Here is a 17,741-nt window from a genome sequence, read left to right as displayed (position 1 = left end):
TGAAGAGGTTCTGATGCCCGCATATGCATGGAAAGGCAAGAATCGGCTCGGGGAGATTCAGGAAGGGGTCATCGTCGCCGAAACCCGGGACGGGGGCGCCGCCACGCTCAAGCGCAACGGCATCCAGGTCATTTCCATCAAGCCCCAGGGCGCCGCGGGCGGCAAGTCCCTGGGCGGCGTCAAGGCGAAGGAACTGGCCATCTTCACCCGGCAGTTCAGCGTGATGATCGACGCCGGCCTGCCCCTGGTGCAGTGCCTCGAGATCCTCGGGGCCCAGCAGGCCGACAAGGGCTTCCAGAAGATCATCGCCGCCGTGCGCAGGGACGTGGAACAGGGCGCCACCCTGCAGACCGCCCTCAGCAAGCACCCCAAGGCCTTCAACGACCTGTACGTGAACATGGTGGGCGCGGGCGAGGCCGGCGGCATCCTGGACATCATCCTGCAGCGCCTTTCCGGCTACATCGAGAAGGCCGTGAAGCTCACCGCCAAGGTGAAGGGGGCCATGACCTACCCCATCACCGTCATCATCATCGCCATCGTGGTGGTGGCCATCATCATGGTGAAGGTCATCCCGGTGTTCTCCCAGATGTATGAGGGCATGGGCAGCAGCCTGCCCTTCCCGACCCTCATCTGCATCGCCATCTCCAACGTGCTGATCAACTACTTCTACGTGGTGCTGATCTTCATCGCCCTGGTCTGGATCGGCCTGCGGCAGTACTACAAGACGCCCACGGGCCACCTGCAGATCGACAGCTTCATCCTGAAGATCCCCGTCATCGGCGAGCTGCTCCGGAAGGTCGCCGTGGCCCGCTTCTGCCGCACCCTGGGCACCCTCACCAGCTCGGGCGTGCCCATCCTGGAGGGCATGGACATCACCGCCCGCACCGCCGGAAACCTGGTGATCCAGAACGCGATCATGAAGTCCCGGGAGGCCGTGGAACAGGGCCGCAACATCGCCGGACCCCTGGCCGAGACCAAGGTCTTCCCGCCGATGGTCGTGCAGATGGTGGGCGTGGGCGAGGCCACCGGCGCCCTGGACGCCATGCTGAGCAAGGTCGCCGACTTCTACGAGGACGAGGTGGACAATGCCGTGGCGGCCATGACGGCCATGATGGAACCCCTGATCATCGCCGTCCTGGGCGGCATCATCGGCTTCATCGTCATCGCCATGTATCTGCCCATCTTCAACCTGGCCAACGTCATGGGCAAGGACTGAGGCAGCGCTTCCAGCCTTGGCTGCTCCGACCGCCGGCACGCACCGGTGGGTCGGAGGCAGAAGGGGGGCGGGAGCGCCGGAAGGCGCCGACCGCAGGGGACCGGATGCCCTTCATCCGGTCCAGCGGCAGTCCTCGCAGATGCGGCGCTTCTGGTAGGCGGCCATGGCGGCGCGGTCGGTCCTGCGGGAGCGGGTCCAGGTCAGGAAGGTGACGGCTCCCAGGGCCAGGAAGGTCGACAGGACGGGGAGGGCCCGGTCGGGCTTGACGAAGCCGGGGCTGAGGGCGGCCAGGAAGAAGAAGGTGATGCAGGCGGTGCCGTGGAAGATCGAGCGCCGCAGGGGCGGCGCCAGCGGGGCCAGGACCTCGGGGTCGGCCTCGGGGATCCGCACCTGGGCGGCGTAGTGCTCGGCGACGGCCACGACGCGGGTTCCGCCGCAGGAGGGGCAGGCTGGCATTCAGGACTCCAGGGTTCGGGTGAAGGCGAAGGCCTGGAAGCCCTCGCCGGGCCAGGTCAGGGGGTCGGGGCGGAAGAAGGCCGTGGGGCCCTCCTCCGCGCCCAGGCCCGCGGGCCACGCGGCCACGGGCGCCAGGCCGGGCTGGGCGAGAAGCCAGTCCCGGTGGTCCTGGCCCTCCTCGGAGAGCCAGGAGCACACGGCGTAGATGAGTAGGCCGCCCGGGGCGAGGCGGGAGACCGCGGCCTCCAGGAGATCGCGCTGGACGGCGCGCATGCGGGGGCGGTCGATGGCGGGGCCGATCCAGGTGAGCTCCGGGTGCTTCTGGAGGGTGCCGCTCCCGGTGCAGGGGGCGTCCAGCAGGATGAGGTCGAAGGCGGATCCCGGCCGGCGCATCCAGGGGCCGGCCTCGTCCACCACGACCTCCGCCTTGACCCCGCGGGCCAGGAGGTTCTCCATGAGCCGCGCGGCGCGCGCCGGGTTCTTCTCCAGGGCGGTGAGGGCGGCCCCGGGGTAGCGCCGGGCCAGGGCCGTGGTCTTGCCGCCGGGGGCGGCGCAGGCGTCCAGGATGGTGCGCGGGGCGCCGTCCCACGCGAAGGCCAGGAGGGCCTGGGAGCTGAGGTCCTGCACCATGCCCTGGCCCGAGGCGAGCCACTCCCGGGGGAAGGAGGCGCCGGGGGCCAGCTGCAGCGCGCCGGGGACGCCCTCGACGGGCAGGAGGGTCCCGGGGGCCGGACCCAGGGCCCTGAAGAAGGGACGGGGCGGGGCCTGGAGGCGCTTCCACAGCTCCTCCCTGGCCGCGCCCTGGCCCCTGGGGTAGAGCGCCGCCTTGAGGGTGAGCTCGGCGAAGGGGGTGCGGTCGAGGGCGGGGTCCATGGCGTCCAGGCCGGCCCGGAGGGCCTCCCGGTCCCGGCCCGCCCTGCGGAGGATGGCGTTCACGAGGCCCCGGTGGGGCGGGAAGCCCAGGTCCCGGTCCCCGGCCAGGTCCACGGCCTCGTTCACCGCGGCGTGGTCCGTGACGCCCTCCAGCCACGCCAGCTGGGCCAGGCCGATGGCCAGGGCCACCTGGGTGCCCAGGGGGACGCCCCGGGCGGGGTTCTTGAGCTGGGGCCGGCAGTGGGCCTGGAGGGTGCCCCAGCGCCGCAGGCAGTGCCCCAGGAGGGCGTTGGCCAGTCCCGCGTCCTCGGAGGAGAGGGCGGCGTCCCAGGCGTCGGGGACCCTGTCCCCCTCGCCGAAGACGATCTGGAGGGTCCGTGCCACCGCGATGCGACTCTGTGTTGCCATGCCTCAAGCCTCTCACATTCCGGGGGGCCATGGGGAGCCGCTACACTTGGAGGATGAGCGAAGCCGAAAACCCCGCCCTGGTTGTCCGGGCCCTCACGTCCGATCGCCATATCCGCTTTTCCGCCCTGGACGCGAGCCCGCTGTGGGACGGGGTGCGCAGGGGCCACCCGCACCTGGAGGCCGAGGCCTGCGCCGTGCTGGTGGAAGTGCTCGCCAGCGCGCTTCTGCTCCAGGCCCGGAACTTCTTCTCCGAACGGCTGCAGATCCACCTGCGCACCGCCGGCCGCGCCCGGGCCGTGGTGGCCGATTCCTGGCCGGACGGCGACATCCGCGGCGTGCTGGACGAGGGCCCCGCGACGGGCGCCTGGCTCCAGGCCCCCGGTCTCCTCCAGGTGACGCGCTCCACGGGCTCCGATACGCCCTACGTGGGAACCCTCGAGATGGTGGAGGGTCCCCTCCAGGCCCAGCTCGAGGCCTACCTTCTCCAGTCCGAGCAGGTCCAGGCCAGCGTCCACCTGTGGTGCGACCCCGGCACGGGGGAGAGCGGCGGCCTGCTGGTGGAGCTCCTGCCGGAGTGCCCGCCCGAGCGCCTCCGGGCTCTCGTCCAGGCCCTGGAGGGCCTCGACGTGGTGCCTTTCTGGGAGCGCACCCCCGAGTTCCTCAGCACCTGGATCAACCAGGGCCCGGGGACCGAGGTGCTCAACACCACCGCCATGCGCTACCGCTGCCGCTGCTCCCGGGAGAGCCTCCTGGAGGCGCTGGCCGGGTTCGGCCGGGCCAAGCGCCACGAGATGTTCAAGGATGGCCAGCCCGTCCAGGTGCGCTGCGACTACTGCGGCAAGGACTACACCATCGCCCCGGGGGACCTGGGGCCGGAAGGGGAGGGGCCGTGAGCGGGGTCCAGATCGTCGAACGGGGCCGGCCCGTGGGCGGGCCCCTCAGCGTGTGGGTCAACTTCCGGTTCGTGCCCTTCGTGGCCGCTGCCCTGGTGAAGACCCTCTCCTACACCCTGCGCGTCGCCCGGGAGGGTTTCGAGCCCGTCGAGGACCTGGTGGCCGGGGACCGGCGGGTGATCCTGTCCTTCTACCACCGGCGCCTGGTGATGATGCCCCAGGCCTACCCCTTCCGCCGCAGCGCCCCCGGCGGCGAGGCCCGCGGCGTGGCCATCCTCTCGAGCGACAGCAAGGACGGGGAGCGCAGCGCGGCCACCTGGCAGTGGTTCGGCATCCATGCGGTGCGAGGCACCGCCGGGGACCGTGGGGCCCAGGCCCTCGTGCGGATGATCCGGGCCGTGAAGGAGGGCTGGGACCTGGGCATCACCGTGGACGGCCCCCGGGGTCCCCGCCAGGAGGTCAAGGGGGGCGTCCTGGCCGTTTCCCGCAAGACCGGTGCCTGGATCGTGCCCGTGTGCGTGGCCTACCAGGCCGCCTGGACGTTGCGCACCTGGGACGAGATGCTGGTGCCCAAACCCTTTTCGCAGGTGCGGGTCCGCTACGGCGTGCCCTTCCAGGTGCCCCCCTCGGGGGACGAGGAGGACTTCCGGACCGCCCTGGAGAGGGAACTCGACGGAATGGAGAGCTGGGCGGAGCAGTTTCGCGGCAGTTATTGAATAATTATTTTTTCAGCCGGAACGCAAGGATATTTCCCCGAATTTTAAGAATTAATTTATAATAAAAATATGAATGGCGAGTTGATCTCCCGGTGTCCGCCGGAGGCTGGACCCTTCGCCCGGCCCCCCTGGGCCCTGGAGGGCAGGCGCCTGGGCCGGTACCGCCTGGGCCCGAGCCTGGGGCGGGGCGGGATGGGCGAGGTGTTCGAGGCCTGGGACACCCTCCTGAACCGCCAGGTGGCCGTCAAGACCCTGGTGGCTCCCGACCCCGCGGCCATCCTGCGCTTCATGAAGGAGGCCCAGCTCCAGGCCCGGGTGAGCCATCCCAACGTGTGCCGGATCTTCGATGTGGACGTCTCCGACAACGTCCCCTTCATCGCAATGCAGCTGGTGCCCGGCCCCAGCCTCTTCCAGGCGGGCCCGGGCCTGACCCTGCGGGAGGCGGTGGAGGTCCTCGCCGCGGTGGCCCTGGCCATGCACTCCGCCCACCGCGCGAACCTCATCCACCGGGACCTCAAGCCCTCCAACATCCTGCTGGAGCGGTCCCCCGCGGGCGGCTGGGTGCCCTACGTGGCGGACTTCGGGCTGGCCAAGGACCTGGCCGAGGATGGCCTGACGCTGGCCCACGGGGTGCTGGGCACCCCCAGCTTCATGGCCCCGGAGCAGAGGGCCGGGGAGGGCGCGCTCATCGGCCCGCCCACGGACGTCTACGCCCTGGGGGCCACGCTCTGCGCGGTGCTGGGCCTGGCCCGCGCGGGCTCGGGAAGGAGCGGCCGGACCTGGGCCTCCGGGGCCCAGGAGCCCCCCTCCCAGCCGTCCTGGCCCGGCCTGCCCCGCAAGCTGCGGGCCATCCTCGTGCGGTGTCTCGAGGAGCGGCCCCAGGACCGCTACCCCACCGCGGGGGCCCTGGCGGAGGACTTCAGGCGCTATCTGGACGGCGAACCCCTCGTGGCCCATCAGCCCGACTGGCTGCGCCGCGGCCGGCGCCTCCTTCGCAGGCACCCCGCCTGGGCGGCCTCCCTGGGCATCAGTCTCCTGCTGGGGTCGGGTTTCGGGGTGTGGAGCTCGCGCCTGGCCGCGGCCTCGGAACGCCGGACGGTCCTGGCCCTGCATTTCGCCCACGACGCCAAGGAACTGGAAACCCGGCTCGGCATGGCGCGCCTTTATCCTCCCCACGACCTGCGGCCCCTCCTGGCGCGGATGGCCGAGGACCTGGAGCGGATCCAAAAGGACATCGCCGACCTGGGCCCCGAGGCCCGGGGCCCCGGCAACCTTGCCCTGGGGCGGGTCTACCTGGGCATGCGCCACCTGGAGCCCGCCCTGGCGGTCCTGGAGGAGGCGTGGAACGACGGGTACCGCACCCCCGACGTGGCCTACGCCCTGTGCCGCACCCACAGCGAATTCTTCCTGCGGGTCACCGAGCACGAGCAGCTGGGGGACCTCCCCCCGGCGCCCGAGGCCGCCGCGCGCCACCTCCAGGCCGCCCAGGCCTTCCTTGCGCAGGCGGCGGGGGCGGCCTGGGAGCCGCCGGACCTCTGCGCCGCCCGGATGCGCACCTTCGAGCACCGGGGGGCCGAGGCCCTGGAGCTGGCGCGGGCGCTGTTCGCGAAGAACCGCTGGTTCCACGAGGCGAAGGTGGAGGAGTCCCGGGCCCTGGCCGCCCTGGGCCGGGAGCGCCAGCGGGCCGGGGACACCGGGGGCGCCCTGGACCTGTACCGCCAGGCGGATGCCGCCGCCCGCGCCGCGCAGGGCATCGCCCCCAGCGATATCACCGGTTGGCTGGCCTCCGCGGACTGGCGGCTGCGCTGGCTGGAGCAGCCCGGCCTGCCCTCCGGGGAGGCCCTCCGGGTCTTGAAGGAGACCGAGGCGCTGCTGGACACGGTGCTGACCATCCGCCCCGGCAATCCGCGGGCCATCAGCGGCAAGGTGCACGTCATCCTCGGCCGGGCGCGGATCCTCAAGGCCCGGGGGGGGGACCCCGGGCCCGAGCTGGCCCGGGCGGAGCGCTTCCTCCACGCCGCCCAGCACCACCCCGTCTTCCGGTGGCTGGTGCCGGTGAAGGAGGACCTGATCCGGAGGACCCGGAAGGAGCTGGCCGGGTTATCTTAGTAGGTTCAAGGAACCTCGATGACCCCTGCCCCCATTTCCGTCGTGTCCCTGTCCGGGGGACTGGACTCCTGCGTCGCCGCCGCCGCCGCCCGGGCCGCGGGCTTCCAGCTGGCCCTGCTCCACGCCGACTACGGCCAGCTCACGGAGGCGCGAGAGCGCCGGGCCTTCGAGGCCATCGCCGACTTCTACGCGGCGCCCCGCCGCCTCGTGGTGCCCTTCGCCGGGCTGCGGGCCATCGGCGGCAGCGCCCTCACCGACCCGTCCATTCCGCTCCCCGAGGGCGACCTGGACCGGGAGGGCGTGCCCGTGAGCTACGTCCCCTTCCGCAACGCCCACCTCCTGGCCACCGCGGTGAGCTGGGCCGAGGTTCTCGGCGCCGGGGCCGTCCACGTGGGCTTCGTGGAGGAGGACTCCAGCGGCTACCCCGACTGCCGCGAGGCCTTCCTTCGGGCCTTCGAGCAAGCGGCGGACCTGGGCACGAAACCCGGCACCCGCATCGCCTTCCACGCCCCGCTCATCCACCTGCGCAAGGCGCAGATCGTGGAGCTCGGGGTGAAGCTGGGCGCCCCCCTGCACCTCACGTGGAGCTGCTACCAGGCCGACGGCGCCGCATGCGGCACCTGCGATTCCTGCCTTCTCCGGCTGCGGGGCTTCAAGGAGGCCGGCGTCGCCGACCCCATCCCCTACGCCTTCATCCCCGACCACCTGCGACCCTGAGGACATCCGTTGCCCAAGCCCACCCTCAAGACCCTCCCCAAGCGCCGCGTCACCGAGCCCTCCACCACCCTCGACACGTTCCGGAGCCCGCGTCCGGGCCGGGCCTTCGAGGTGCGCTTCGAGACCGACGAGTTCACCTGCCTGTGCCCCATGACGGGCCAGCCCGATTTCGCCCGCCTGCGCATCACCTACGTTCCCGACCAGCTGTGCGTGGAGTCCAAGTCCCTCAAGCTCTACCTCTGGAGCTACCGCGACCGCGGGGCCTTCCACGAGGCGGTCACCAACCAGATCCTGGACGACCTGGTGGCGGCGCTGGAGCCCCAGTGGCTCCAGGTGGAGGGGGACTTCCTCATCCGCGGCGGCATCCGAACCCTGGTGAAGGCCGAACACGGGAAGCGGCCATGAGATACCGCGGCGCGGTCCCTCCCCTCGTCCTGATCCTGGCCGCCACGGCCGGGACCCTGGCCTGCGACACCCAGGCCAGGAAGGAGGCCCGGGCCCAGGCGGCCCGGAAGAACCAGGAGTGGGAGGCCGGCCAGCGCCGCGAAGCCGAGACCGCCGCGCCCACCCCCGAGGTGCAGGCCCAGGTGGACACGGCCGTGAAGGCCTTCATGGACGAGCACCACCCCGAGCTGCAGGTGGAGGGCTCCACCTACACGCCGCTCACCCCGAACCTCTTCCTCGTGGGCGTGAACGTCCACGATCCCCTGAAGGGCAATTCCTACGTGGCCCAGCTCACCGCCGAGCGGCTGCGGGACGTGGACTGGGGCGAGTCCGACCAGCCCCGCGAGAACGGCCGGCTCCTGTGGGTGGTGGACTACGCCGACGCCGACAGGATGCGCGTGCTGGCTCAGCGCCACGGTTTCGGCGAGGAGGTGGACCGCATCCGCGACCAGGACCGGGACTACCGGTACCGCACCTCCTGGGGCCACCGCTCCTGGCTGGACGACTACCTCCTCTGGCATTTCCTCTTCCATCGGCCCTCGGCCTACGGGTACCGGGGCGGCATGTTCGCGCCGATGCCCCCGGGCTACCGGTTCCACGATCCGGGCCACCCCATCGCACCGCAGGACGCCTCCCGGTTCGCGCCCGCCGCCGCCCCCACCGGAGGCCGGTCCATGGTCTTCCTGGGCGGCTCGGCCTGGCGCCCCCCCCTGGTGAGCGGCGCGGGTTCCCTGCCCGGGCAGGCCTTCGTGGCCGGACCCCGCGGCTCCATCTCCGGCAAGGCCGCCACGGGCTCGGTGGGCCGGGGCGGCTTCGGCGCCGCGGGCCACGCGTCCGGATCGGGAGGCTGACATGCAGAGGCATTCGATCAAGGCGCGCCCGGACTGGGAATCGAAGCTGGAGGCCGCCGGCGTCACCTTCCACACGCACGACGACGGCAGCCCCTACTGGCGCGAGGACGCGTACTACGCCTTCGGCGCCGCCGAGATCGAACGCATCGAGCGGGCCGCGGCCGAGCTGCAGGCCATGTGCCTGAAGGCCGTCGAGCATGTCCTCGACAAGGGCCGGTTCCGGGAGTACGGCATCCCCGCGTGGATGGAGCCCGTCATCCGGGAGAGCTGGGACCGGGACGAGGTGGGCCTCTACGGGCGCTTCGACCTCGCCTGCGACGGGCAGGGCTTCCCCAGGCTCCTGGAGTACAACGCCGACACCCCCACCTCCCTGGTGGAGGCCGCCGTGGCCCAGTGGTACTGGCTGGAGGAGCGGTTCCCCGGCAAGGACCAGTTCAATTCCCTCCACGAGCGCCTGATCGCGGCCTGGAAGCGCGCCCAGGACTTCCTGCCCGCGGGCACCCTCTACTTCCTCCACCAGGACACCCTGGAGGACCAGCAGACCGTGGCCTACCTGCGGGACACCGCGGACCAGGCCGGGCTCTCCACCGTCCAGATGCTCGTGGAGGATCTCGGCTGGGACGAGGCCAGGGGCGGCTTCTGCGACCTGGACGAGCGCCCCGTGCGCAGCGCCTTCAAGCTCTACCCCTGGGAGTTCATGGTCAAGGACGCCTTCGGGGCCCAGCTGGCGCGCCAGCCCAGGCCCTGCACGTTCCTGGAGCCCGCCTGGAAGATGCTCCTGTCCAACAAGGCCCTCCTGGCCATCCTGTGGGAGCTCTTCCCCGGCAGTCCCTACCTGCTGCCCGCGTATCTGGACGGTCCCCGGGACATGGCGAACTACGTGCGCAAGCCCATCCTCGCCCGCGAAGGCGCCAACGTCGAGATCCATTCCGGCGGCCAGGTGTTCGCCGGCAAGACCATGGACTGCTACGGCGCCGAGGGGAGCGTCTACCAGGCCCTGGCCCCCATTCCCGCCTTCGACGGCTTCCAGCCCGTGCTGGGCGCCTGGATCGTGGACGGCGAGCCCGCCGGCATGGGCATCCGGGAGGCCAGGGGCCCCATCACCGACAACGGCAGCTCCTTCGTGCCCCACCTCATCGAGGGTTAGCCATGCGCGCGCTGGTGGCCCTGGGCTCCAACCTCGGCGACCGCCGGGCCAACCTCGGGGCCGGCCTGGCCCTGCTGGCCGAACTGGGCGAGGTCACCCCCTCGCCGCTCTGGACCGAGACCCCCGACGAGTCCGGCAGGGGCCCCGACTACCTCAACACCGTGGCCCTGGTGGACACCGCCCTGGACCCCCAGGCGCTCCTGGAGGCCCTGCTCCGGGCCGAGCTGCGCGCGGGCCGGAACCGCTCCGCGGGCCGCAACGCGCCGCGCACCCTGGACCTGGACCTCATCCAGGCCGAAGGCGCCGAGGGCCGCTGGACCTGGCCCGCGCCGCCCGGCCTGGAGGGCCTGGGAGGGGAACTGGTGCTGGAGCTGCCGCATCCCCGGGCCAAGGCGCGGCCCTTCGTGGTGGAGCCGGCCAGGGCGCTGGGAGTGGAGGTTTGAGGGGGGCTTGACGGGTGTCACAACGTATATACACTTGACCTGTGGACGTAATTTTCATCCGAAATGGCCAAGCCTTTGAATGGGATGCTGGCAAGGCCCTCCTGAACCTCAAGAAGCATGGAGTTTCCTTCGAGCGGGCCAGTGAAGTCTTCTTCGACCCCTTTATCCGCCTGGTCGATGCCAGCGACCGGGGGGAATCCAGGGATGCGGCCCTGGGCTATTCGGTAGAGGGTGCATTGCTGTTCGTGGTGCATCGGGTCCGCCACGAGGAAACCATCCGGGTCATCTCCGCCCGCCCAGCCACCCCCTTCGGAAAGGAGGGCCTACGAATATGAATGAGAAAATCCTGAAGCGCCTCCAGAAGGACCGCCCCATGGTCAGCATCTCCATCCGGTTCCCGGAGGATGTCCTCGAGGACCTGAAAGCGGTCGCCCCGGCCCTGGGGTTTTCAGGCTACCAGCCGCTCATCCGTGCCTACATCGGCCAGGGGCTTCGGAAGGACCTGGCCCGGCTGGAGAAGGACCCGCTGACCCGGGTGTCCGAAAGCCTCCGGCGCCAGGGGGTGGCGGATGACATCATCGCCGAGGCGGTCAGGTCGGCCCTCGCGGTACGGGAGCCGTATCCCGCCGGGGGCTCCGCGTTCCTGGAGCGGGTCAGCGAACCCTCCGCCGATCCCTATGGGACGCCGGAGGAATGATCCCGCCTGCCGGGAACCGGGGCCCGGGCGCGGCTCAGTAGCGCTTTTCCACCACGCCCCAGTCGATGAGGGGCTTGATGGCGTCCACGTACTTGGCCCTGGCCGTGGCGCCGTAGTCCTTCACGTAGGCGTGCTCCCACACGTCCACGACGAGGATCGGCACCGTCCCCACGGGGATGGCGTTCTCGTGGTCCTGGAACCACGCGTTCATGAGCCGGCCCGTGAGCGGATCCTTCACCAGTGCGCCCCAGCCGATGCCGGTCATGGTGCAGGTGGCCTTGAAGGCCCCCCACCACGCGTCGAAGCTGCCCCAGCCGGCCTGGATGGCCTTCTGCAGGGGGTGGCCGGGGCCGGGGGCGGCGGCCTTGTCGCGCAGGGCCTCGAAATAGAGTTCGTGGAGGCGCATGCCGCTGAACTCGAAGCCCAGGCGGCGGCGGGATTCCTGCACGGCGGTGGCGGCGCGGCCCTCGGCCTCGGCGGCGTGAAGGTCCTTGAGCAGGGCGTTGGTGCGGTTCACGTAGCCCTTGTAGAGGGCCAGGTGCTCGCCCAGCATGTCCTTGGAGAGGCCGGGCAGGCCCGTCTCCAGGGCGAAGGGGCGGGGCTTGTAGTCGGCCCGGGGGTCGGTGGGAGCGGCCTGGGCCGCGTCGAGACGGGGGGCCAGACCCAGGGCCAGGGTCCCGGCGGCGAGGGTGCCCAGCAGTTCTCTTCGTTCCATGGTGCCTCCTTGGAGCAGGCACCACTATATCCGACCCGTCCGGTCAGGGAAGTCTATTTTCCTAACATCTGCCAGCCCAGGCGCAGGATCAGGACGGACACGACCGCGATGAAGACGGCGCGCACCAGGCCGCTCCCCCGGGTGAGCGCGGTGCGGGCTCCCAGGTACCCGCCAACGCCGTTGCCCACCGCCATGGTCAGGCCCACCACCGGCATCCAGCTGCCCTGGCTCACGAACAGCGCGAGGCTGGCGATGTTGGAGGCCCAGTTCACGCTCTTGGCCAGTCCCGAGGACCGCAGGAAGTCGAAGCCCAGCACCGCCACGAACAGGAAGATGAGGATGGAGCCCGTGCCCGGGCCGAAGAACCCGTCGTAGGCGCCCAGGGCGAAGGAGATGAGCGCGGCCAGGCCGCGCTGGTGGTTCACGCCGTACTTCGGCGCGTGGACCTTGCCCAGGTCCGGCCGGAACACCGTGAAGGCCAGCATCACCACCATCAGCCCGACCATCACGGGCCGGAACCAGGCGTCGCCCCTGCCCTGGAGGACGTAGGCCATGCGCACCCCCAGGGCCGCCCCGGTCATGGCGCAGGCCACCGGCCCGAGCATTTCGCGGAACGTGAGGATCTTCGCCCGCAGGAACTGGGCGGTGGCGAAGGTGGCGCCGGCGGAGGCCACCACCTTGTTGGTGCCCAGGACGGTGGTGATGGGCGTGCCGGCGGGAAGCCCCAGCATCAGCGCGGGTATGGTGATGAGCCCGCCGCCGCCCACGATGGCGTCGACGAAGCCTGCCAGGAGCGCCGCCAGCACCAGCAGCGCCAGGGTTGCCGGATGCACCATCAGATGTGCATGATCTCGGCGTCCTTGTGCTTGACGATGTCCTCGACGTCCTTGATCGACTCGTCGGTGATCTTCTGGATGTCGGCCAGGGCCTTCTTGGCGGCGTCCTCGCCCAGGGGCGCGGTCTTGTCCTTCTCCAGCTTCTTGACGTCCTCGTTGGCGTCGCGGCGGACGTTGCGGATGGCGGTCTTGATCTCCTCGCCCATGCGGCTGACGACCTTGACCAGGTCCCGGCGCCGCTCCTCGTTCAGGGGCGGGATGGGCAGGCGGATCACGACGCCGTCGTTGGCGGGGTTGAGGCCCAGCTCGGACTTGAGGATGGCGTGCTCGATGGCCTTGATGGCGGTCTTGTCGAAGGGGGTGATGACGAGCATGGAGGCCTCGGGGACGCTCACGCCCGCGATCTGGTTCAGCGGCATGGAGGCGCCGTAGTACTCCACGTGCAGGGTGTCCAGGATGCCCGCGTTGGCGCGGCCCGTGCGGACGGTGGCCATCTCCTTCTTGAGGGTCTCCAGGGAGGACTTCATGCGCTTCCTGGTTTCGGCCAGAATCGTGTCAACGGTCGCGGTCATCGGATACTCCATCAAAGGCGCACTTCATTTTCTAGCGGGAATCCCGGGGAATTGCCAGCGGATCAGCCCAGACAGGTGCTGCAGCGGGCACCTTTCTGGAGATTGCCGATGATCCGGGGGACGTGGGACAGGTCGGGGATCTCGACCAGGTCCGCCCCGGGGTCGCAGGCCGGCCTGGGATTGCCGGGGCGGTTCACCCAGATGGCGGTCCACCCTGCCTCCAGGGCACCGGTCACGTCGTCCCGCCAGCTGTCGCCCACCATGGCGATCTCGCCGGGGAAGAGACCCAGGCGCCTCTCCATGGTGCGGAAGGCGTCGGGCTCGGGCTTGAGGTGCCCAGTGAGGGCGCTGAGGCAGCGGGTGGGCAGGATCCGCTCCAGGCCCAGGCGGTCCAGGAACTCCATGTCGAAGCTCTGGGTGTTGGAGAGGAGGCCGACCCGGGCCAGCTTGCGGGTGCCTTCCACGGCCTCGAGGGCCTCGGGGAAGCACGCGGCGTCGTCGGCGGCGGTCTGGAAGACCTCGGCCATGGCGAGGATCTGGGTGCCGGAAAGGGAGAGCCGGTCCATCCATCCCGCGATGAAGGTGCGGGCGTCGGGGTGGGGACGGTCCATGGCCTCGCGCCGGAGCTCGGGGTACAGGGCCCTCTGGTCGTCGTCCAGGAGCCGCTGGAGGTGGCGGAAGGGGTCGCCGTGCTGACTGTGCACCAGGGTGTTCCAGAGATCGAAGACGACGGCCCGGATCATGGGGCTCCCCCGAAGGCGCGCCTGGACCTCACGGGAAGCTGGATGGGGAAGCCGTGGGTCTCGGCCCTCAGGGCGCCTTCCAGGAGCCAGACGCCGGAACCGCCCTGGGCCGCGGCCTGGATGGCCACCCAGTTGTCCCGGAGGTCCCCGTAGGAGAAGGACACCTCCACCTCCATGCTGCCGGCGCCCTGGGGCGGCAGGTCGATGGGCCTTGCCAGCTCCATGCGGCCGATGGCGTGGACGGCGCCGCGGGTCTCCAGCTTGAGGTCACCGGTGAAGGCCGTCACGTGGAAGGGGACGCCGGAGGGGTTGTCCACGCCCACCACGACCCGGAAGGCCATGCGGGACCGCTCCAGGGGCAGGGCCAGGTGGACGCTGGGCTCCACCCGGTCCAGGCGGAAGCGGAGGCCGCGGGCGGCCTCCCGGTAGTCCCTCACGGGCGCGCAGGCTGTGGCCAGGACCAGGATGGGGAGCGCCAGCCGGGCCGGGCGCATCAGGCCCCCCGGTAGATCACGCTGTTGTCCAGCGTCTCGAAGACCTCGATCTGGCAGAGCAGGGGCAGGGACGGCTTGAGCTCCTCCCAGATCCACACCGAGATGTTCTCGGCGGTGGACAGGGGGATGAGGTCGTTGAGGAAGCGGTGGTCCAGGCGCTGGATGACCTTGTCGACCACCACCTTGGACAGGTCGTCGAAGTCGATGATCATGCCCGTCTCCGGATTCACGGAGCCTTCCAGGGACACGAAGAGCTTGTAGCTGTGCCCGTGGAGGTTGCGGCACTTGCCGGGGTGGTTGTGGATGAAGTGGGCGGCCTCGAAGCCGTATTCCTTGCGAAGAATCATGAATCTCGCCTTAAAACCCCATTATCGCACAGGGGGCGGGATCGGGATGCGGACCCTGACCCGGGTCCCCGCCCCGGGGGCGGAGTCCAGGTCCACGCGTCCCCCCAGCATCTCCGTCAGGCGCTGCACCAGGGTGAGGCCCAGTCCGGTGCCGCCGTACTTGCGGGTGGTGCTGGAGTCGGCCTGGACGAACTCCGAGAACACCCGCTTCTGCTCGTCGGGGGTCATGCCGATGCCCGTGTCCTCCACCGCAAACAGCGCCCAGCCCGGCTCGGAGGAGGCCCGCAGCACCACCTGGCCGTTCTCGGTGAACTTGGCCGCGTTGCCGAGGAGGTTGGCGAGTATCTGCTGGAGCCTCGTGGAGTCGGTGGCCAGGACGGCCGGGGCGCCCTCGTCGGCCACGTGGAACATGTTCCCGTTGCGCTCCACCACGGGCCGCAGGGCGGAATCCAGGGCCGCCAGGAAGGGCGCGACCGCCAGGTCCCGGATGTCGATCTGCATGTGCCCGGCCTCGATCTTGGAGATGTCCAGGATGTCGTCGATGAGGTTGAGCAGGGAGCTCCCGGCCTGGCTGATGCGCCCGGCGTCCCGGATGGTGGAGTCCAGCCCGCGTTCCTTGGCCTCCTCCTGGAGCAGTTCCGAGTAGAGGAGGATGGCGTTCAGCGGCGTGCGCAGCTCATGGCTCATGTTGGCCAGGAAGGCGCTCTTGGCCTTGGAGGCCTCCTGCAGGGCCCGGGTCTGGCGGGCCACCTCCTCCTGGAGCTGGCGGTTCCGGGCCCGCAGCGAAACGCTGCGCAGCCAGAAGAGGAGCCAGATGCCCCCGGCCGCGAGGAGCGCCCCGAGGATCCGGGCCCAGGGGGTCTCCCACCAGGCCGGGACGACGGTGAAATGGAGCGCGAGGACGGGTCCTTCGATGCCGTTGTCGGGGAGGACGCCCCGCAGTTCCAGGGTGTGCCTTCCCGCGGCCAGGCCCGCGTAGCGGAGGTGGCCCTCCTCCTGGCGGATCCAGCCTGGGTCCACGCCCAGGAGCCGGGCCTCGTGCCAGATCTTTCCGGGGGCCTGGTAGGTGGGGACCATGAACTTGAGCTCCAGCAGGTTGGAGTCCCGGGCCAGCCTCGGGGCCGACCAGGGCAGGTCCAGCTCCGTGGCGCCGGACCAGGCCTGGAGCACCATGGGCTCCTTGAGCACCGGGCGCACCTCCAGCTGGCTGGAGTCGTACGATGCCAGGCCCGAGGTGGTCCCCGCCCAGACCCTCCCCCGTTCGGCCAGCATCGCCCATTCGTTGCACTCCGGGCTCACCAGCCGGTCCTCCATGCCGATCATCCGGAAGGCGGGGGCGTCCTCGGAGGCGAGCTCGCCCAGGCCCTTGTTGGTGCCCACCCACACGCGTCCCTCGGGATCCATGCCCACCGAGAAGATGGACATGAGGGGGTCGCTGGCCATGCCCTGGACGGGCACGATGCGCCTTCGCTCCGACGTGCCGCCCTGGAGGCGGTGGAGGGTGACCACGGAGCGGTTCTGGTAGGGGTTGCGGTAGGACACCACGAACGCGCCGCCGGGCCCGAAGGCCACGGCGCCGGGCGTGTCCGGCAGGAGCCCGGGCACCGGGCGCCAGACGCCGCCGCGCAGCATGGACGCGGCGCCGTCGTGGAGGACAACGATCCCCCCGCCGGGCACCGCGGCCAGGCCCAGGACCTCGCTGGGGTCGCGGCCCCCGATGGGCACCTTGGTCCAGGTCCAGCCCGCCCCGCTCCGGTTCCCCCTGGCCAGGCCCTTGAACCGGTCCGCCACCCAGGGCGTGCCGTCCTCGTCGATGGCCAGGCCCGCGGTGATCCGCCCCCGGGGCAGCACGTCCACGGTGTGGGTCCGCGACGCGAGGGTGGCCGGATCCAGCTCGTGCACCGTCCCTCCGGGGCTGCCGGTGGCCCAGAGGTGGCCGTCGGGCGCCGCGGCCAGGGACAGGAAGCGCCCGGGGAGGACCGTCCGGAACCCCGTGTCCGTGGCCACGCAGAGACCCTTGTCCGTCCCCACCCACAGCCGGCCCGACCGGTCCCGCAGGGGCTGCCAGGCGAGGTTGGCGGCCAGGCCCTCGTGGGTGTCGTAGCCCGCCCAGCGGCTGCGGCCCAGGTTGCGCTGCACGCCGTGGTCCGTGCGGATCCAGATGCCGCTCTCGCGGTCCACCAGGCCGCCCTTGGCGTCGTCCCCGGCGCGGCCGTACCGCTCCCGGGCATCGCCCTTCATGCGCCAGAGGCCGTCGGCGTCGTCGAACCACACCCAGCCCCGGGAGTCCCGGTCGGGGCGCGAGCTGAAGCTGAAGCCCCCGGTCATGTTGGCCCGGACCTTGTGCCAGGCGCCGTCCTCCCGCCGCTGCCACATGGCCCGGCTGGACCGCACCCAGATGCAGCCCAGGCCGTCCCGGGAGTGGTTGAGGAACTCCTCATTGGGGCCGATGGGAGGGCCCGGGACGAGGACCCAGGCGCCGCCCCGCCACTCCAGGATGTGCCGGGCGGTGATGACCAGGGGCCCCGGGTCGGCGGGGTCCGTGAACAGGTGCACAGGCCGTTCCGGGACGGGCAGGGCCGGGGCCCGCACGAACCGCATGGCGCCGTTCTCCACGTATAGCGCGTCGGTGGAGAGCACCCACAGGTGCCCCAGCACGTCCCGGCCCAGCTTGCGGTAGAACCCGCGGGGCAGGCCCTCGGCGTCCCCCAGGAGCACGGAGCGCCGGTTCCGGATGCGGGCCACGCCGCCGTCCGTGGCCACCCACAGGGACCCGTCCGGGTCGGCGAAGAGGTCCGTGAGCACGGGCGAGGGCAGCTGGCCGACGTAGGGCGCGAACTGGCGCCCCTCGAAGGACGTGAGCCCGGCCTCCGTGCCCGCCCAGATCTGGCCGTCGGCCGTGATCGCCATGGCCGTGACGACCTCGCTGAGCAGGCCGTCCTCCTTGCCGTAGTGCCGCGTGGGCGGACGGCCCGGTCCCTGCGGCCAGAGGGCCGTGGCCAGGAGGAACGCTGCGGCGAGCCGGAGGAAGGGGGGCATCGGCTGGGTCCAGGAGGGGGTTACG

General features: G+C 71.1%; 20 protein-coding genes. 11 read left to right on the top strand and 9 right to left on the bottom strand.

Annotated elements, in window-relative coordinates; all coding sequences use genetic code 11:
* The first annotated feature begins 13 nt into the window (after nucleotides 1-13).
* Nucleotides 14-1,216, top strand: a complete 1,203-nt coding sequence (locus ACZ5MC_RS21210; RefSeq protein WP_306597901.1) for a type II secretion system F family protein — start codon at nucleotides 14-16, stop codon at nucleotides 1,214-1,216.
* Between the two features lie 111 nt (nucleotides 1,217-1,327).
* Here the strand turns inward: ACZ5MC_RS21210 and ACZ5MC_RS21205 are convergent, their stop codons facing one another.
* Complete coding sequence (locus ACZ5MC_RS21205) at nucleotides 1,328-1,672, bottom strand: hypothetical protein (RefSeq protein WP_306597900.1); 345 nt, start codon at nucleotides 1,670-1,672, stop codon at nucleotides 1,328-1,330.
* Entirely contained in the window at nucleotides 1,673-2,953 is a 1,281-nt protein-coding gene (locus tag ACZ5MC_RS21200) for a transcription antitermination factor NusB (protein WP_306597899.1), read from the bottom strand. It lies immediately after the preceding gene.
* A 53-nt stretch (nucleotides 2,954-3,006) separates the two neighbouring features.
* Between ACZ5MC_RS21200 and ACZ5MC_RS21195 the strand changes: the two genes are divergently transcribed.
* The 10 genes from ACZ5MC_RS21195 (at nucleotide 3,007) to ACZ5MC_RS21150 (ending at nucleotide 10,970) form a co-directional block, all read left to right on the top strand.
* Nucleotides 3,007-3,846 carry an Hsp33 family molecular chaperone HslO gene (locus tag ACZ5MC_RS21195; protein WP_306597898.1) on the top strand — a complete coding sequence of 280 codons (840 nt, stop codon included), beginning with the start codon at nucleotides 3,007-3,009 and terminating at the stop codon, nucleotides 3,844-3,846.
* Nucleotides 3,843-4,562 (top strand): lysophospholipid acyltransferase family protein, encoded by a 720-nt coding sequence (locus ACZ5MC_RS21190; protein ID WP_306597897.1) that lies wholly within the window; start codon nucleotides 3,843-3,845, stop codon nucleotides 4,560-4,562. Before ACZ5MC_RS21195 ends, ACZ5MC_RS21190 begins: the two co-directional genes overlap by 4 nt.
* Before the next feature lie 81 nt (nucleotides 4,563-4,643).
* Nucleotides 4,644-6,671 (top strand): serine/threonine-protein kinase, encoded by a 2,028-nt coding sequence (locus ACZ5MC_RS21185; protein WP_306597896.1) that lies wholly within the window; start codon nucleotides 4,644-4,646, stop codon nucleotides 6,669-6,671.
* Between the two features lie 18 nt (nucleotides 6,672-6,689).
* Nucleotides 6,690-7,388, top strand: coding sequence for a 7-cyano-7-deazaguanine synthase QueC (queC, locus tag ACZ5MC_RS21180; protein ID WP_306597895.1), 699 nt, complete (start codon nucleotides 6,690-6,692; stop codon nucleotides 7,386-7,388).
* Between the two features lie 9 nt (nucleotides 7,389-7,397).
* Nucleotides 7,398-7,793 (top strand): preQ(1) synthase, encoded by a 396-nt coding sequence (gene queF, locus ACZ5MC_RS21175; protein ID WP_464516725.1) that lies wholly within the window; start codon nucleotides 7,398-7,400, stop codon nucleotides 7,791-7,793.
* Entirely contained in the window at nucleotides 7,790-8,683 is an 894-nt protein-coding gene (locus tag ACZ5MC_RS21170) for a hypothetical protein (protein ID WP_306597893.1), read from the top strand. Before queF ends, ACZ5MC_RS21170 begins: the two co-directional genes overlap by 4 nt.
* A gap of 1 nt (nucleotide 8,684) precedes the next feature.
* Nucleotides 8,685-9,830 carry a glutathionylspermidine synthase family protein gene (locus ACZ5MC_RS21165; RefSeq protein WP_464516724.1) on the top strand — a complete coding sequence of 382 codons (1,146 nt, stop codon included), beginning with the start codon at nucleotides 8,685-8,687 and terminating at the stop codon, nucleotides 9,828-9,830.
* Nucleotides 9,831-9,832: 2 nt separating this feature from the next.
* A complete protein-coding gene (folK, locus tag ACZ5MC_RS21160; RefSeq protein ID WP_306597890.1) occupies nucleotides 9,833-10,273 on the top strand; it encodes a 2-amino-4-hydroxy-6-hydroxymethyldihydropteridine diphosphokinase in 441 nt (146 codons plus the stop codon).
* A 41-nt stretch (nucleotides 10,274-10,314) separates the two neighbouring features.
* Nucleotides 10,315-10,608, top strand: a complete 294-nt coding sequence (locus ACZ5MC_RS21155; protein ID WP_464516723.1) for a BrnT family toxin — start codon at nucleotides 10,315-10,317, stop codon at nucleotides 10,606-10,608.
* On the top strand, nucleotides 10,605-10,970 hold the full coding sequence (locus tag ACZ5MC_RS21150; RefSeq protein WP_306597888.1) for a hypothetical protein: 366 nt from the start codon (nucleotides 10,605-10,607) through the stop codon (nucleotides 10,968-10,970). Before ACZ5MC_RS21155 ends, ACZ5MC_RS21150 begins: the two co-directional genes overlap by 4 nt.
* A gap of 34 nt (nucleotides 10,971-11,004) precedes the next feature.
* Here the strand turns inward: ACZ5MC_RS21150 and ACZ5MC_RS21145 are convergent, their stop codons facing one another.
* The 7 genes from ACZ5MC_RS21145 to ACZ5MC_RS21115 all read right to left on the bottom strand — a co-directional run bounded on the left by ACZ5MC_RS21145 (nucleotide 11,005) and on the right by ACZ5MC_RS21115 (nucleotide 17,716).
* Entirely contained in the window at nucleotides 11,005-11,685 is a 681-nt protein-coding gene (locus ACZ5MC_RS21145) for a superoxide dismutase (protein WP_464516722.1), read from the bottom strand.
* Between the two features lie 53 nt (nucleotides 11,686-11,738).
* Nucleotides 11,739-12,521, bottom strand: a complete 783-nt coding sequence (locus ACZ5MC_RS21140) for a sulfite exporter TauE/SafE family protein (protein ID WP_464516721.1) — start codon at nucleotides 12,519-12,521, stop codon at nucleotides 11,739-11,741.
* Nucleotides 12,521-13,093, bottom strand: coding sequence for a ribosome recycling factor (frr, locus tag ACZ5MC_RS21135; RefSeq protein ID WP_306597885.1), 573 nt, complete (start codon nucleotides 13,091-13,093; stop codon nucleotides 12,521-12,523). The genes ACZ5MC_RS21140 and frr overlap by 1 nt, the downstream gene beginning before the upstream one ends.
* Before the next feature lie 62 nt (nucleotides 13,094-13,155).
* Nucleotides 13,156-13,836, bottom strand: a complete 681-nt coding sequence (locus ACZ5MC_RS21130; protein WP_306597883.1) for an HAD family hydrolase — start codon at nucleotides 13,834-13,836, stop codon at nucleotides 13,156-13,158.
* Nucleotides 13,833-14,330, bottom strand: a complete 498-nt coding sequence (locus tag ACZ5MC_RS21125) for an LEA/WHy family protein (RefSeq protein ID WP_306597882.1) — start codon at nucleotides 14,328-14,330, stop codon at nucleotides 13,833-13,835. The genes ACZ5MC_RS21130 and ACZ5MC_RS21125 overlap by 4 nt, the downstream gene beginning before the upstream one ends.
* Nucleotides 14,330-14,677 (bottom strand): 6-carboxytetrahydropterin synthase QueD, encoded by a 348-nt coding sequence (gene queD, locus ACZ5MC_RS21120; RefSeq protein WP_306597881.1) that lies wholly within the window; start codon nucleotides 14,675-14,677, stop codon nucleotides 14,330-14,332. Before queD ends, ACZ5MC_RS21125 begins: the two co-directional genes overlap by 1 nt.
* 21 nt (nucleotides 14,678-14,698) lie before the next feature.
* On the bottom strand, nucleotides 14,699-17,716 hold the full coding sequence (locus tag ACZ5MC_RS21115) for an ATP-binding protein (protein WP_464516720.1): 3,018 nt from the start codon (nucleotides 17,714-17,716) through the stop codon (nucleotides 14,699-14,701).
* Nucleotides 17,717-17,741 lie beyond the last annotated feature (25 nt).

This window comes from Mesoterricola sp. JemC181 (assembly GCF_055384585.1).
Note: the sequence above shows the minus strand (reverse complement) of the source record. Positions and strands in the feature narration are given on the sequence as shown.

Coding starts and splice junctions, on each gene's coding strand:
- ACZ5MC_RS21210 (WP_306597901.1), top strand. CDS start 14: ATGCCCGCATATGCATGGAAAGGCAAGAATCGGCTCGGGGAGATTCAG.
- ACZ5MC_RS21205 (WP_306597900.1), bottom strand. CDS start 1,672: ATGCCAGCCTGCCCCTCCTGCGGCGGAACCCGCGTCGTGGCCGTCGCC.
- ACZ5MC_RS21200 (WP_306597899.1), bottom strand. CDS start 2,953: ATGGCAACACAGAGTCGCATCGCGGTGGCACGGACCCTCCAGATCGTC.
- ACZ5MC_RS21195 (WP_306597898.1), top strand. CDS start 3,007: ATGAGCGAAGCCGAAAACCCCGCCCTGGTTGTCCGGGCCCTCACGTCC.
- queC (WP_306597895.1), top strand. CDS start 6,690: ATGACCCCTGCCCCCATTTCCGTCGTGTCCCTGTCCGGGGGACTGGAC.
- ACZ5MC_RS21170 (WP_306597893.1), top strand. CDS start 7,790: ATGAGATACCGCGGCGCGGTCCCTCCCCTCGTCCTGATCCTGGCCGCC.
- ACZ5MC_RS21165 (WP_464516724.1), top strand. CDS start 8,685: ATGCAGAGGCATTCGATCAAGGCGCGCCCGGACTGGGAATCGAAGCTG.
- folK (WP_306597890.1), top strand. CDS start 9,833: ATGCGCGCGCTGGTGGCCCTGGGCTCCAACCTCGGCGACCGCCGGGCC.
- ACZ5MC_RS21150 (WP_306597888.1), top strand. CDS start 10,605: ATGAATGAGAAAATCCTGAAGCGCCTCCAGAAGGACCGCCCCATGGTC.
- ACZ5MC_RS21145 (WP_464516722.1), bottom strand. CDS start 11,685: ATGGAACGAAGAGAACTGCTGGGCACCCTCGCCGCCGGGACCCTGGCC.
- ACZ5MC_RS21140 (WP_464516721.1), bottom strand. CDS start 12,521: ATGGTGCATCCGGCAACCCTGGCGCTGCTGGTGCTGGCGGCGCTCCTG.
- frr (WP_306597885.1), bottom strand. CDS start 13,093: ATGACCGCGACCGTTGACACGATTCTGGCCGAAACCAGGAAGCGCATG.
- ACZ5MC_RS21130 (WP_306597883.1), bottom strand. CDS start 13,836: ATGATCCGGGCCGTCGTCTTCGATCTCTGGAACACCCTGGTGCACAGT.
- ACZ5MC_RS21125 (WP_306597882.1), bottom strand. CDS start 14,330: ATGCGCCCGGCCCGGCTGGCGCTCCCCATCCTGGTCCTGGCCACAGCC.
- queD (WP_306597881.1), bottom strand. CDS start 14,677: ATGATTCTTCGCAAGGAATACGGCTTCGAGGCCGCCCACTTCATCCAC.
- ACZ5MC_RS21115 (WP_464516720.1), bottom strand. CDS start 17,716: ATGCCCCCCTTCCTCCGGCTCGCCGCAGCGTTCCTCCTGGCCACGGCC.